17 protein-coding genes are annotated in these 12651 nt (G+C 45.4%); 10 read left to right on the top strand and 7 right to left on the bottom strand.

Features of this window, described 5'->3' with window-relative positions:
• The first annotated feature begins 24 nt into the window (after positions 1–24).
• Entirely contained in the window at positions 25–771 is a 747-nt protein-coding gene (locus tag DOM22_RS16770) for a rhomboid family intramembrane serine protease (RefSeq protein WP_142701471.1), read from the top strand.
• Here the strand turns inward: DOM22_RS16770 and DOM22_RS16765 are convergent.
• Positions 724–1095: a hypothetical protein gene (locus DOM22_RS16765; protein ID WP_142701470.1), complete on the bottom strand. Its 372-nt coding sequence runs from the start codon at positions 1093–1095 to the stop codon at positions 724–726. The two genes, DOM22_RS16770 and DOM22_RS16765, sit on opposite strands and share 48 nt — an antisense overlap.
• A gap of 85 nt (positions 1096–1180) precedes the next feature.
• Here DOM22_RS16765 and DOM22_RS16760 point away from each other — a divergent pair, with 85 nt between their 5' ends.
• From DOM22_RS16760 to DOM22_RS16740, 5 genes are all read left to right on the top strand, one after another.
• Positions 1181–2182, top strand: a complete 1002-nt coding sequence (locus tag DOM22_RS16760; protein ID WP_142701469.1) for an LLM class flavin-dependent oxidoreductase — start codon at positions 1181–1183, stop codon at positions 2180–2182.
• A gap of 116 nt (positions 2183–2298) precedes the next feature.
• Positions 2299–2508, top strand: a complete 210-nt coding sequence (locus DOM22_RS16755) for a hypothetical protein (protein ID WP_142701468.1) — start codon at positions 2299–2301, stop codon at positions 2506–2508.
• Positions 2509–2728: 220 nt separating this feature from the next.
• A complete protein-coding gene (locus DOM22_RS16750) occupies positions 2729–3121 on the top strand; it encodes a hypothetical protein (protein ID WP_142701467.1) in 393 nt (130 codons plus the stop codon).
• A 31-nt stretch (positions 3122–3152) separates the two neighbouring features.
• Positions 3153–4508 carry a M4 family metallopeptidase gene (locus DOM22_RS16745; RefSeq protein ID WP_142701466.1) on the top strand — a complete coding sequence of 452 codons (1356 nt, stop codon included), beginning with the start codon at positions 3153–3155 and terminating at the stop codon, positions 4506–4508.
• Position 4509: 1 nt separating this feature from the next.
• Positions 4510–4881, top strand: coding sequence for a hypothetical protein (locus DOM22_RS16740; RefSeq protein WP_142701465.1), 372 nt, complete (start codon positions 4510–4512; stop codon positions 4879–4881).
• A gap of 55 nt (positions 4882–4936) precedes the next feature.
• Here DOM22_RS16740 and DOM22_RS16735 read toward each other — a convergent pair whose 3' ends face one another.
• Positions 4937–5692, bottom strand: coding sequence for a hypothetical protein (locus DOM22_RS16735; RefSeq protein WP_142701464.1), 756 nt, complete (start codon positions 5690–5692; stop codon positions 4937–4939).
• A 202-nt stretch (positions 5693–5894) separates the two neighbouring features.
• Here DOM22_RS16735 and DOM22_RS19960 point away from each other — a divergent pair, with 202 nt between their 5' ends.
• On the top strand, positions 5895–6062 hold the full coding sequence (locus tag DOM22_RS19960) for a hypothetical protein (RefSeq protein WP_168196686.1): 168 nt from the start codon (positions 5895–5897) through the stop codon (positions 6060–6062).
• Positions 6063–6250: 188 nt separating this feature from the next.
• Here DOM22_RS19960 and DOM22_RS16730 read toward each other — a convergent pair whose 3' ends face one another.
• Positions 6251–7447: an exo-beta-N-acetylmuramidase NamZ domain-containing protein gene (locus tag DOM22_RS16730; protein WP_142701463.1), complete on the bottom strand. Its 1197-nt coding sequence runs from the start codon at positions 7445–7447 to the stop codon at positions 6251–6253.
• Between the two features lie 335 nt (positions 7448–7782).
• Here DOM22_RS16730 and DOM22_RS16725 point away from each other — a divergent pair, with 335 nt between their 5' ends.
• Entirely contained in the window at positions 7783–7971 is a 189-nt protein-coding gene (locus DOM22_RS16725; RefSeq protein ID WP_142701462.1) for a hypothetical protein, read from the top strand.
• On the opposite strand, the gene DOM22_RS16720 is transcribed toward DOM22_RS16725, so the two are convergent.
• From DOM22_RS16720 to DOM22_RS16710, 4 genes are all read right to left on the bottom strand, one after another.
• The gene (locus tag DOM22_RS16720; protein ID WP_142701461.1) at positions 7968–8840 is read right to left on the bottom strand and encodes an AraC family transcriptional regulator; all 873 of its coding nucleotides are present in this window, start codon (positions 8838–8840) and stop codon (positions 7968–7970) included. The genes DOM22_RS16725 and DOM22_RS16720 overlap by 4 nt on opposite strands.
• Positions 8841–8852: 12 nt before the next feature.
• Positions 8853–9989: a patatin-like phospholipase family protein gene (locus tag DOM22_RS16715; RefSeq protein ID WP_142701460.1), complete on the bottom strand. Its 1137-nt coding sequence runs from the start codon at positions 9987–9989 to the stop codon at positions 8853–8855.
• A 140-nt stretch (positions 9990–10129) separates the two neighbouring features.
• Positions 10130–10258: a hypothetical protein gene (locus tag DOM22_RS20170; RefSeq protein ID WP_256373255.1), complete on the bottom strand. Its 129-nt coding sequence runs from the start codon at positions 10256–10258 to the stop codon at positions 10130–10132.
• 19 nt (positions 10259–10277) lie between these two features.
• Positions 10278–10637, bottom strand: a complete 360-nt coding sequence (locus tag DOM22_RS16710) for a hypothetical protein (protein WP_142701459.1) — start codon at positions 10635–10637, stop codon at positions 10278–10280.
• A gap of 179 nt (positions 10638–10816) precedes the next feature.
• On the opposite strand from DOM22_RS16710, the gene DOM22_RS16705 reads away from it, so the two are divergent.
• Both DOM22_RS16705 and DOM22_RS16700 read left to right on the top strand, forming a co-directional pair.
• A complete protein-coding gene (locus tag DOM22_RS16705) occupies positions 10817–11182 on the top strand; it encodes a hypothetical protein (RefSeq protein WP_142701458.1) in 366 nt (121 codons plus the stop codon).
• Positions 11182–12648 (top strand): hypothetical protein, encoded by a 1467-nt coding sequence (locus tag DOM22_RS16700; RefSeq protein WP_142701457.1) that lies wholly within the window; start codon positions 11182–11184, stop codon positions 12646–12648. The genes DOM22_RS16705 and DOM22_RS16700 overlap by 1 nt, the downstream gene beginning before the upstream one ends.
• Positions 12649–12651 lie beyond the last annotated feature (3 nt).

Below are 12651 nucleotides of genomic sequence, written 5' to 3'. Positions count from 1 at the left end.
CTTAAGGTCAACGCAGGAGGACCGGTGGAGCAGGTTGTTTGGAAGCGCGTTCGGGAAACGTGGCTCAGTCGCAAGCCATCGCCTTTAGCAGGATTTATATCGGCCGTGACGGTATTAATCCTGGTGATAGGTGCTGTTTGTTTCTGGCAGGGCATTTTACACGCAGATCAATGGATGGCCGCCTCGGGCGAGGCCGTCTTTCAGCAAAAGCAATTCTGGCGTCTGTGGACGACTCTGGTTGCACATGGTGACACAGGTCACTTACTGAATAATCTCATTTTATTTTTTGTGCTGGGCTATTTATTGGTCGGCTATTTCGGCTCTTGGGTCTTTCCCATTGCCGCGATTTTCTTTGGTGGCATCACGAACTATTTTGTTCTGTTGAATTATGCGCCTGAAGTGCGATTGATTGGAGCTTCCGGTGTTGTCTATTGGATGGGGGGAGCCTGGCTCGCACTCTATTTCATGCTGGATCAAAAAAGATCTTACGTGCAAAGAGCGTTACGTGCGGGTGGCGTGGCCTTAGGTGTGTTTATGCCAACCTCGGCATTTGATCCACAGGTCAGTTATGGCGCGCATTTGGTGGGCTTTATCTTAGGTGTCGGATTTGGTTTGGCTTACTATTTCATTCGTCGAACAGAATTTAAAAAAGCGATGGTGTATGAGTACATTGTTTCAGAGGAGGACGAGGTGTCCACCCCTGAACAAGAATTCTCGGGTGACTTATCTCATCCACACACGAATCGGCATGGGCATTCCAGCTGGAATTGATGTTGCGTAAATGCGCAAGAAGCGAACTTTCGCAGGACCGAAGTAGGCAGTTTTGGTTTCGTCTGCTTCATAAACACCTTCGATGCCACTGACTGGGCGGCCCCAAAGGATGTGTGAAATAGTGTCGATGCGCTCGATGCGAGTTTTCGAACGAACTTGAACCATAATTTGCGAATACTTGTCGCTGTTGTGGATCAAATAGTCTTTGTAGTCCGGAGATTGTGTCATAACGGTTGTCGTTAGAACTTCGGTCCATTGATTAGAAGCGTGTGCTGCGCCCAAGAAACCGAAAGTGATTAGTACTGCTGTGATTAAGTTTTTCATAAGACCTCTCTCTTTAAGAAGATGTCGGTCTACACTTAATTAGCAGAAGAAAAAAGCGCTAAGAGCTGATATAGGAATTACAAATATGAAAACTCTCTCTGAAGTAAAGTACTCCATCCTTGATCTCGCTTCTATCGCGCAGGGTAAAACTGTTGCGGACTCTTTTCGCAACTCTTTAGATCTCGCTCGGCATGCGGAAGAGTGGGGATACAATCGATATTGGTTGGCAGAGCACCACAATCTGGAGGGCATTGCGAGCAGTGCGACGTCTGTTTTAATTGGTTACATCGCTGGCGGCACGAAAACTATTCGTGTGGGCTCTGGCGGCATCATGCTGCCCAATCACGCACCGTTGGTTATTGCTGAACAGTTCGGAACATTGGGAACGTTGTATCCGGGAAGAATTGATTTGGGATTGGGACGTGCACCAGGCACGGATGGTTTAACGATGCGTGCCCTTCGTCGCAACGTAAATCGCGAACCCGATTTCGGTGAACAAGTTTTAGAACTGCAAGGTTATTTCAAAGAATCAGCCGCTGCGGATCGCGTTCGTGCGATACCCGGCGCAGGCGTAAAGGTTCCGTTTTGGATTTTAGGTTCCAGTCTTTACAGCGCGCAACTGGCAGCAGTGATGGGACTTCCTTATGCCTTTGCGGGCCACTTTGCGCCGGATGAAATGTATGATGCCGTTCGCTTGTACCGTGCGGGTTTTCAAGCGTCTGAATATTTGAAAGAACCCTATGTGATGTTGGGCATTCAAATTGTCGCCGCAGACACCGATGAAAAAGCGCAGAGGTTGTCGACGACAGTGATGCGCAGGTTCCTTGGTATCATTCGCAATCAGCGTGTGAACCTTGAGCCTCCTGTTGATTCGATGGCGCCCTATTGGACTGTGCAGGAAGAACAACTAGTGAAATCACGCTTAGCCACCGCTGTGATTGGTGGCCCTGAAACGGTCCAGCGAAAACTTCAAGAATTCGTGAACATTCTTGAACCCGATGAACTGATGATTGTTTCAGATCAATACGAACATACGGATCGTCTGCGCTCGTTTGAGCTTATATCGCAGCTGATGGGTAAGTCCTGAGGTCGCCTAATGTTCCAGATAAAAAAGAATTAATGTGGTTTTAATCGGGGTTTAAGAACTCTTTGGTAACTTGTATTTGTGGCGAGCAATCAAATACAAAACCAAATGGAGGTTTTATGAAATTCGCACTTATCACTACAGCGATCCTTTTCTCTGGTCTTATGGCTCAAGCTAACGAACCTGCAGCAGCTCCAGCTGCTGAGCAACAACCAGCTGCTCAAGTTGAGCAAAAAGTTGAAGCTAAAAAAGAAGTAAAACACAAAAAACACGGCAAAAAAGAAAAAACAGAAGTTAAAAAAGAAGAAGTGAAATCTGAAACTAAGTAGTTAGTTTTAGGACTTAGCTCTTAAAATAAAAAGGGAACCTTTCGGGTTCCCTTTTTTATTTTTTGATGCTGGGATCAATTCCTGTCCGGAGTGTCCTCAATCTCCACCGTGGATTGATTTCTATTGGGGTGTTGCATAAACATGATTGCCATCATCTCCCCCGAAAAAGAGCAGGCGTATTCCTTAGGTAAGACAAAAATGTCTATCCAAGGAGGATAAGATGAAAATGATCGCAAGAGTTTTTGCTTTGATGATGCTTTTAAGTTCAGTTTCTTTCGCAAATCAAGCTGCACCAAAAGAGCGTGACGTGCAGATTGGTATCAGCGGTGTTTTTGTGCCCGGTGGTTTCGATTCCAATTCTGACGTGTATGTCGTCGTAAATGGTATTTTCCAAAATGGTTGCTATAAATGGAAAGGTGCCGAAGTGGATAACAAGGACGATTTCAACCACACTGTGAAATCAATTGCCACTGTATCAGAAGGCATGTGCATCATGGTTCTGATCCCATTTCAAAAAGAAATTCGTCTAGGGAAATTCATTCCAGGTAAACACAACCTTAGATTTGAAAATGGCGACGGTACTTACTTGGAAAAATCTGTTGTTATCGAATAAGAACAGTTGAGCCAGCCGGAGGAAGTCCCGCATGAAAAATAAGTTAATTATACTTTTCATCGCGCTAACCTCTTGTTCGCCTAAGTCCGATTTCCAGACAATCGAATGGAAATCGGGCTCTTCCAAAGAAAACCTGGTCGTTCTAAAACAAGTTGATACTGCTTTTATTTCCGAGGCATCTCTCTATTCCCAGAATATTTTATTACGCCAGCAACTTATTCGGGGAGTTCCGGTTGAGGGCACTTACGTCAAAGAAATTTCTAACGGATCAAATTTAGTTGCCGTTCGTGGGCACATTGTAACTGCGGAACCTAAGTTAAAAGATTTTCCGATAGAAGAATTTCTGGGTAACAAAAGTAATTTCGAAAGAAGACTAAAAAACTCTTTGCCCATGTTTAAGAGAAATTCACCCCAGTCCGTGTCTTTGGTAATAGCCCACCACAAAGGCTTTTATCAACCTTTGTGGAAAGTGGTTTACGTTGATGACAAAGGCGTGACGTGGGAAGCGCGATTTAATAATTATCTGCAAATTCAAAAGATTCAAAGAGTTGGTTCCTATTTTCAGGATACGTTGGCTTGGGTATTTCCGAAAGGCTCCAAAAAAAGGGAGCTTCAGGAGGTCGTATTAACTGGTCTGTATGCAAGTCCGACTCTGGCAAACACACGGCTGATGGTGAGCTCACAAAACTCATCAAAAGTTACATCTGTTATGGAGCCGTTAAAGTTCAATAGCAAAGATCCCCGTTTTGATCAGGTTCAGGCATTCTATTTTCTGGATGATTCGCTTGCCTGGTTTGAAAGAATGTTGGGATTTAAAATTCCATTTTTACTGCAAGCTGAAGTTCAGGTGGGATTCCCAGAAAAAACAAATTCTGCATTTTATTATCAGGGCAAAATACGCTTGGGGGCGGGAGATGACCAAGTATACTCTGGCCTTGCCCAAGACCCATCAGTTGTCGTCCATGAAAGTGTGCACGCCGTTGTAGACTCCATTGCGGGACTTCCCTTTGAGGGAGAGGGTGGTTCTTTGAATGAAGGTTTTGCCGACTTTTTTACAGCTGCGCAGTTAAATAATCCCAATATGGGAGAGGCTTCGTACTTAAAAGGACCTTTTCGCCGTTCGGTTGTGAATACCTTGTCCGTCGCGGATAAGAACGGGGGGTTATATCACGACTCCGGTATTATCAGTGGTGTTTTGTGGGATCTGAAGGAACAGTTCGGTTTGGAAAAAGGTATTCGCTTAGCGGCCTTGACCCTGGCGCGATTGGTTCCCAACAGCGAATTTAAGGACTTCGGTGTTAATTTGCATGCTGTTCTTCAATCTGAGCTTGTGAATGTGGGAGATCTGAAAGAGGGTCAGACGATTATACAAAAAAGAGGTTTTTGAGATGATTACTGAATCCTTGTTGGGCCTCTGGATTTTTTCGAGTTTGATTTATCAAGGTCAGGAAGTGCCCCGACCTAATCCTGCCTTACAAATTGAGTATGAATTTTCGAGCGATGGTACAAATTCTTTACGTTATCATCGTGATGGCGAGCCGGGTTTCTGCGAAAGACGTGCTCTTTATCAATTTTCAGAAGAAACTCTAATGCAAGAAGTTGTTTGGATAAATCCATCAAATGCCGATTGGTGCACCCAAGATTCCGACATGCAGTTGGGAAGAAAAACACGCTCGCATATCTGGTTCAAGAATGGACGCCTTTTCCTTGATATTGAAATGGGGGACGAGATCATTTCTTATATCTGGGAACGTAAATAAAGAAAAGGGAACCTTTCGGGTTCCCTTTTTTATTTTGAACGTGAATGGTTAAAAACTATTTCTTTTCGACAACCGCTCCGCCCGTGGATATAAGCATTAAGTCTCCTGGGCCAGACAGTTCTTTTTCAACGACCAGTGCGATACCTGGTGCATCCATACCGATGCCGTTGCTGGTTGGTGCTGCCGTTCCGAGTAGATTTTTGCCTTGTAGTTCAAGCTTTTGAGTTTTTACCGCTATGCCACCAACAATGCCAACCACGGTCAGTCGAACATCCTTCAGAACGAGCTCCTCAGCCATAATATTTAAGCTAACGCCATTTTTATGTTGTTCCCCGCAGATAAAAACTTTTTTGGCAGCCAAGAAAACGTAAACGGTCTCTGTTGAGTCCAGCTTTCTTTCTTCAAGTCCCTGGACATCTTCAGCCGTCAGATTTTCACATCCCAAATTCACATATCCTTCGCTGATCAATTGCGCATGCGCAGAGGCGAGTTGCGGGGATTCTTCTTTTACGGTTGGAGATAGCGTTGGTTTGTTCTTCTCTCCAACAACAGCAGTTCCTACATTGCGAGAACCCAATCCACCTTCTTGAAGGATGCTGATTTTCTTATCTAAAAGCAGGGATCCGGATTCATCTGTAACGATGACTCCATTCACGTTAATTTTTCCAGGTTGGCCGCCACCATAAATGATCGCATCAAGGTCGCGTTGGCTCTTGGCGATTGCTTTATCAAGGTCTTCTGTTGGTGATTTATAGCTGCAAGCGGACATAGTTAAAGTCAGTGCAACCAGAGGCAAGATAATGTTTTTCATAAGGCTCCCGTTTATTTTAATAGTGAGCCTTTTACCATATTCGAGTCGGTCATGGGGAAGCTGTCTTTAAGGGGTGAACTAAATCCAGAACTGTCCAAAGTGTCGTCATTTCAAGAGGCTAGAAGTTCTTTAAATTGGTTTTAACCGCTCCCTGAGGCACCTGAGTCTTATAGACAGGAAGGGGGCCAAGATGAGGTTCTTAATGTTAACAGTCGTATTAGGGAGTCAGTTGTTTTCTTTAGTTTCGGAGGCGTCTGTTGCAGACCGTATCTTGCGTCGTAAGCTTTTGCGAAGCCTGCAGATTATCGAGTATTCGATAGCGGCTTCGGAAAAGGGGAACACGTCGGCTCTTGGAGTGATTGTCGGATGAACTGATTCGCTGCTAAAAAAACAATCAGCAGTTCTTGGAAATTGCTGTTGAACTTGCAAATGAAACACTTAAAGAATCGAGGTTTCTATCGTTAGGATCAATTCTTGTTTTAATATTAAAGATTTATATTTTATTACTTATTAAAAACAAAGGCCCGGATTCTTTCGAACCCGGGCCTTTTTGTCTGCTTATTTGTAGAGAAGATATTTCTTTCTTTCTTTTTCCCAGCTCTTTTCGTCCTTAGACATTGCTTTGTCCAGATCCTGTGGCGTGGACTTTTTATCCTCGATCCAATTTTTCAGTGCCGGTCCACCGTTGATCACATCGAATGCCAAACGGTCTTTCACATACTCGTAAGCGAAATCACGATAGATTGGATAATTGGGATGCATTTCACGAATTATTTTTAACATCAAAGCGGTTAGGCGGAATGGCTTGAATGCTTCGTGCTTGTAGGTCGTCGTATCTGTATGGAATTGGAAGCCGTGACAAAGTTTACCAACATGTTTGTGGAATGTCGGTTCAAAATAGCACTCACGCAAATTGATACCTTTGTGCCATTGCGGAGCTTTCTTTTTCATTCTGGTTAGAACTTCAGAGAAATCGATATCCGAAGCCCCGATTACTTCCAATGCGCGTGTTGTTCCACGCCCTTCAGATAATGTCGTACCTTCGATCAAAACTGTTCCGGGATAGGCACGTGCCATGTTCAGTGAAGCCGCATTCGGTGATGGATTCACCCAAGCTCGTTTCATGTCCCAACCAAAACCGGGAGCTTTGTTAGGTGCATAGCCCTTCATTTTAACAACCTGAAGTTCTAGATCCATTTCATAGTATTCGGCGAAGTAAAGCGCTAGCTCGCCCACAGTCAGACCGTGGCGCATTGGAATGGGAGCGGCCCCTACGAAAGATTCCCAACCTGGTAGCATGCGGAAGCCCTCAACCGGGCGACCTGCCGGGTTCGGACGATCCAAAATGATGACCGTCTTATCAAGCTTCGCGCATTCTTCCATCACATACAGTAAAGTCGTGATGAAGGTATAAATACGGCAACCCAAATCCTGAAGATCGAAAAGTAAAACATCAAAGTGCTTCATCATTTCAGCGGTGGGTCTGCGTACCTCGCCGTACAAGCTAAAGATAGGAATTTTATGAACAGGATCGATAAAGTCGGGGCTTTCGATCATATTGTCTTGCTTGTCTCCACGCACACCATGTTGAGGGCCAAATGCACAAGACAGTTTAATTTTTTTTGCCAGAAGATCCAGGCTGTGCTCAAGATTTTCATTTACGCTGGCGGGGTGGCAAACCAAACCAACACGCTTTCCTTTTAGGGACTTCAACATTTTTGCATCGGAAAGCAAAACTTCAATACCAAGTTTCATTAATTAACTTCCTTGTTAAAGCAAAATTGTAAACCGATCCCGAGGGTGATTCAAATGGATTTGCCCGGGGCCGATACCTAGACCCAAAGGTCCCTCAGTTCTTCCTGACTTAATCCCCACAGAGGAGTTTTCGAATAAGCCCGACCATTGGCTTCACAATTCGGAGGTCAGAGAGGGGGGCAGAAGGTGTCTGTGGAAGGAAAAGTGCTGGGGCGCTCGAGAGGGATTGTAGTGGTTTGCGGGCGAAGGAAGGAAATTTGTGCTAGTCCATAGGGAATTCCTCCATGGCTAAAAAGAGTCGGATAGCGTAGGATTATTAGCTGAAGGAGTCTTATATGGACAACGGCACAATGTTTGTAATCGGTGGCGCAGTTGTGATCTCGATCATTAGCTTTATGGTCTATGCAGTACTGGCGTTCTTTTTCCCGGAATGGGTGGGAATCACTGGTAAAGTGGCTTTGAGTGCAGAGCAAAGTCATGGCGAAGGTAAAGAAGCTCCTGAGCACATGATGGATAAGTTTTAGTTCTTCTTTTTAGGGGGAGTTTTACGAAACTTCCCTGCACTGATCTTCATATTCTTTTTCAAAAAACGGCTGAAATAGTTCGGATCTTCGAATCCCAGGCTGTACCCAATTTCTGAAATACTCAGCTCTGAATAGGATAACAATCGTTTTGCTTCGAGCATGCAGCGATTCAGAATATACTCTTTGGCCGAGGGTCCTAATACCCGTTGGATCTTTGCTGATAGGGCTTTCGCCGTCAGTCCCAATTTTCCCGCATAGAATTCGACCTGATGCTGTTCATGGAAATTTTCTTCCACCAGATCCGTGAATTGTGAAATCACGTCGTCGTTTTCCGCCAACTGACGGTCCGCTGCTTTGCTGATGCGAAGCGCTTCCAGCAGAATCAGACTAAGATAGCTTTGCAGACACATCTCAAAGTTATCGCCTTGACGTTGAAATTCCACTTCCATCATTTCCAGAAAGGCTTCAGAGAAAATATGATTGCTCTTGGGAATTTTGAAATGATCCGGGACCTGACGACTGTGTTGTGCAAGCTTGGACATACCCATGAAGTCTTTGTTGAAAGACTCCTCAGTGTATTCGATCACAAAACCTTTGCTGCGTGCTGAAAGTTTCCAACCATGCATTTGCCCCGGCTTGATCAAAAAGACCTGAGAGCCCTTTACTGAATATGTGGTGAAATCAATTTCATGATGGCCTTCAGATGCATGCACGATCACGATTTGATAAAAGTCATGCTTGTGTGGAAATGGAACTTTGGGGGTTAAACGCTCTTGCAGGCGCTCGACACGAATATCCCCACGGCGAGCCATTTTCACTCCGAGTGATTCCAGTGGATGACGTTTTTTAAGTTCTTGTCGTGCGCTCATGAAACCCGCGACCTATTTCAAAAGGAATTTAATCAATTCTTCCTTATGAGCATAGCCATCTTTGCGACCGATTTCTATAAGATCCGAGCAGAATGTTGGATCAAACATCAAATAGCTGATGATTTCACTTGCGTCCTGCATGCTGCCAAGTCCCTTCATCAAATAACGAATGATGCGCGGAAGCTTTGCGGCTTTTTGCACAGCCATTTCGCCGATGTCTTCAGACGGAGAGATGAATAGAAAATCCAAGGGACGAAGTGCGACTTTCTTTTGTTGCTCCGGTGTGATCGCTGATGCGTATTCATTCAAACGGCGTAGCTTTTCAATGTCTTGTTCAACAGCATCTAGCAACACACCATTCAGGATGGTATTAATCACGCGAGCCAAACTTGGCGCGGTATCAGTGCTGCCCGCATGCAAGTCATAAGCAGTGGAGCCTTGCAGGCGCACACCGATGACCATCAATTTTTCCGCTCCCAGATAAATCACCGGGCTGCAGGGGGCATGATTACGAACAGCTCCATCGCCAAAGAATCTTTCATTCACTTTGATAGGTGGAAAGATCAGTGGAATCGCAGCCGAAGCCATAATGTGTTCGGTGGTGATTGGACTGTATTCGCTGCGCTTGCGGCCTTTATCCCAGGAACCAAGGTCACCCTTACTTTGCACGAATGATGTTGTCGCAGATTTTGCGTAATCGATAGAAGTGATGCAAAGAGCATCGATGTGACCTTGTTCGATATTCTCCTGCACACGTTCGTAATCCATATTACGACTGATCAAACCGCGCAGGGGAGTCGTATCCAAAAGTCCCCGACCCGGAGTCGTTCCGGCGATACCTCCCAGGGAAAGTTCTTTCAACCACTGAATACCGATTTTACCCATCGTCATCGAGTCCGTTGAAAACACCTGATCAAAATGCACCTCACTCCAGAGGCGAGCCAGGGATTCGGTCGCATATTTATAGTCGTTAGCGTTGCTTGCAAGTGAACTTGCGTTGATCGCGCCGGCACTGACGCCAGAAAGAAAATCAAATTTCAGAGGAATCCCAGAGGACTGAGCGATCTCGTAAGCCGCCACCAGAACACCTGCTTGATAAGCACCACGTGCGCCGCCGCCAGAAAGAACTAATCCCGATTTTTTAGCCATGTGGTTCACTCCTCGATCAATGCAAAATACTCGATACTTATCGGCATTTTCAAACGGGAGCTGTAAAGAACGGACGCAGAAGTAAGGAGCTGAGCGTTAGGATGACTCGGCTAAGGTCGAGATGGGCGACGCTTTCGCTCTTAAGGCATCACCAGATAGACGTACATAAGCATCACAATGGCGCCGACACCGATAAGGATAGCGGCGATAGATCCAAGAAGAACATAGAGTTGTTTTGAGCGAGGTTCTGTCGTTGGATCCAATTCCATTGTGATTCCTTTTTTTAAACTATTTGCAGTTCAAAACGCCAAGACCGCGGTCTACTTGTGCGTTTGAAGTTTCTTTAGCAACGATAGCTTTACCAGCTGTCACTAGAACTTTCAATTTTTCGCCGCCAGGAATGTTTTCAATGCAGCTCATTTGGCTCAAGTTATTAGAAAGTGTGCAGTTCATGTCAGCAGTCCACTCACGGTAATCAAATGCCAATTCACCTTTCATGAAAGTTGGGATTGCAGTCGGAGTTGCTTCAAACTCAACATAAGTTCCAGAATCCAAAGTGCCTGAGCAAACGATGTTTTTAGGGTTCACATCAGCAAATGCACTCAAAGAACCAGTAACGATAAGCGCGATAACAGCGATAAGTTTCATAGGGATCTCCTTTAAATTTGATGCCAGACTTGTAAACCATGGAAGGCCAAATTGAAAGTGAGGATTGTGTTAACGCAATTATTACGGCGCCCTGAATAATGGCGGAGTCACCCAAAGACAAAGGGCTGGGTTCATAAGGTCTGCTTGGAGGCCTTTAAGGCTTACCTTAGAATGAAGAAATGAAGCTATTTCTGCTAGTTACCCTCTTTTCATCCTTGTCATATGCGTCTCAATACACTTTAGACCGCACCAATAAAATGGGCATTCGAAAAGTCACCACGATCGAGGAGTCACGGGGGCATTACATTTTTGATGGCAAAGACCTGGGTACAAAGCTTCCGGCCAAAGTGAAAACCTCATGGAATGCGATCAAAAATCCCCCAGCTCGCAAACCCGCATCCAGTTGCTGGTCAGGGACTTTTGTATACACTGTCGCGAATGGAAAAAAGGTGAGCAAACGCACGGGTTGCAGTGAAGGATCTCGATACGGAAATTTGATTGGGCACATCGAGGCCGTTCGTGAATATGCCCAGGGAGTGAAGTAATGAGAGGCGCATTTACTTTATCCGTACTTTTTAGTTTGTGTTTTAATGCTCATGCGGTTTCTTTGTCTTCAAATCAAAGCGATGAGTTGCTTAAAAAGTTTGAACGTGCCGGCAATTCCTTAAAGGTTGTGTCCCAAGCTCCGGAATGTTCCATTCCTTCGCCAGAAAATTGTAGTTTTGAAGGTTACTGTGGAAAGCTGGCTTCGCGCGGGCAGAGTGCTTATCTGTACCAAGATTCTCAGGGCTATAGTATTCCCAACTTCCAGTACATGCGTTTTGCCGAAGCGGCTCGTCTCTGCGGAAGTAAAGTATCCGTGCCTCCATCGCTTGATCCTTTTATCGAGCCATCACTGTTCGTCGACGTACAAAAAGCGGGTGGCCCGGAAAATCTTGGAAAAAACAAAGAAAGATTGGCGGTCGCAACGACTCGAGCAACAAAAGTCGTCGAAGAAACGCGCGAAAAAGTTTTATCCATGCTTTCAAAACGTAAGAATGGAAAAAACAATGCGCAGATTGATAATATTATCGAGCGGGTGAAAACAGTTCGCATCAAAATGGCAGATCCTGGAAATGCAGCTGAGATGGCGAGTTCGGGCTGTGAGTCTCCGAACGCGGCTTATGATCCCGATATGCATCAAATGGTTCTGTGCCCGCAAATCACGAACATGCCCGAAGGTAGTTTATTTGCGGTGGTTGCCCATGAATTTGGCCACTCCTTTGATCCTTGCTCGAGTGTTTTGGATTATACCAAAGACGGAGCGAAGTTCCCTGATTGGATGGAGGTCATGGTTAAACCAAAAAGCGGGCCTGTTATAATTCCGGGAATCAAGTCTGCAGACAATCCCTTTGCCAGTGCCATCTCTTGTTTGCAAAAGCCCGAGTCCATCAACGTTCAAATACCTAGCAAAGAAAAGCTAATCAGTGCGATGAGGCAGCGAGGCGCATTCTTGAATGATGAAACACAAGAGGCGCGGGACGAGGAGCAGAGCGATGATGGCCAGGAGGACGAAGGCAGTGCCTCTCGTGATGCCAGCCAAGCCAGAGTTCAAGACGGCATTGATAACTTGAACAAATACTATGACGGTTACAAAGGGTGCGCGGCAGTCAGCCAAAGCATTCTGATTGATGAATCATTCGCAGACTGGGTTTCATCGCAAGTGCTGGCTGAAAAGATGTCGACACTGCCAACTGAGAAAGCCGAAGAGTTCGCGTTTGCTTCAACAGGAATTTTCGTTAGCACCGCTTGCCCTGAAATTGCTACTCAGACATCTGACACCGCAAAGGCGCTGGCTCCTAAGTGTTCCGCGTTAGAAAAATTTGTGGCGAACACCCAACATGTGGAGAGCTCTTTGGAGTTACCTCATCCAGATACCGCGCTACGTGTGAACCGCATTTACTTTGCAAAACCGGAAATCAAAAAGGCGCTTTCTTGCAAAGGTGGCGAAACCGGAACAGAATGTAAGTAATCC

The organism is Bdellovibrio sp. ZAP7, from assembly GCF_006874645.1.
Lineage (GTDB): Bacteria > Bdellovibrionota > Bdellovibrionia > Bdellovibrionales > Bdellovibrionaceae > Bdellovibrio.
This window is presented reverse-complemented; position numbering and strand designations above follow the sequence as displayed.

Bases quoted from the DNA above. Each gene is read 5' to 3' on its own strand.
- DOM22_RS16765 (WP_142701470.1), bottom strand. From the start codon at position 1,095: ATGAAAAACTTAATCACAGCAGTACTAATCACTTTCGGTTTCTTGGGC.
- DOM22_RS16725 (WP_142701462.1), top strand. From the start codon at position 7,783: ATGGACAACGGCACAATGTTTGTAATCGGTGGCGCAGTTGTGATCTCG.
- DOM22_RS16740 (WP_142701465.1), top strand. From the start codon at position 4,510: ATGATTACTGAATCCTTGTTGGGCCTCTGGATTTTTTCGAGTTTGATT.
- DOM22_RS19960 (WP_168196686.1), top strand. From the start codon at position 5,895: ATGTTAACAGTCGTATTAGGGAGTCAGTTGTTTTCTTTAGTTTCGGAG.
- DOM22_RS16720 (WP_142701461.1), bottom strand. From the start codon at position 8,840: ATGAGCGCACGACAAGAACTTAAAAAACGTCATCCACTGGAATCACTC.
- DOM22_RS16715 (WP_142701460.1), bottom strand. From the start codon at position 9,989: ATGGCTAAAAAATCGGGATTAGTTCTTTCTGGCGGCGGCGCACGTGGT.
- DOM22_RS16760 (WP_142701469.1), top strand. From the start codon at position 1,181: ATGAAAACTCTCTCTGAAGTAAAGTACTCCATCCTTGATCTCGCTTCT.
- DOM22_RS16755 (WP_142701468.1), top strand. From the start codon at position 2,299: ATGAAATTCGCACTTATCACTACAGCGATCCTTTTCTCTGGTCTTATG.
- DOM22_RS16705 (WP_142701458.1), top strand. From the start codon at position 10,817: ATGAAGCTATTTCTGCTAGTTACCCTCTTTTCATCCTTGTCATATGCG.
- DOM22_RS16745 (WP_142701466.1), top strand. From the start codon at position 3,153: ATGAAAAATAAGTTAATTATACTTTTCATCGCGCTAACCTCTTGTTCG.
- DOM22_RS16750 (WP_142701467.1), top strand. From the start codon at position 2,729: ATGAAAATGATCGCAAGAGTTTTTGCTTTGATGATGCTTTTAAGTTCA.
- DOM22_RS16710 (WP_142701459.1), bottom strand. From the start codon at position 10,637: ATGAAACTTATCGCTGTTATCGCGCTTATCGTTACTGGTTCTTTGAGT.
- DOM22_RS16700 (WP_142701457.1), top strand. From the start codon at position 11,182: ATGAGAGGCGCATTTACTTTATCCGTACTTTTTAGTTTGTGTTTTAAT.
- DOM22_RS16730 (WP_142701463.1), bottom strand. From the start codon at position 7,447: ATGAAACTTGGTATTGAAGTTTTGCTTTCCGATGCAAAAATGTTGAAG.
- DOM22_RS16735 (WP_142701464.1), bottom strand. From the start codon at position 5,692: ATGAAAAACATTATCTTGCCTCTGGTTGCACTGACTTTAACTATGTCC.
- DOM22_RS20170 (WP_256373255.1), bottom strand. From the start codon at position 10,258: ATGGAATTGGATCCAACGACAGAACCTCGCTCAAAACAACTCTATGTT.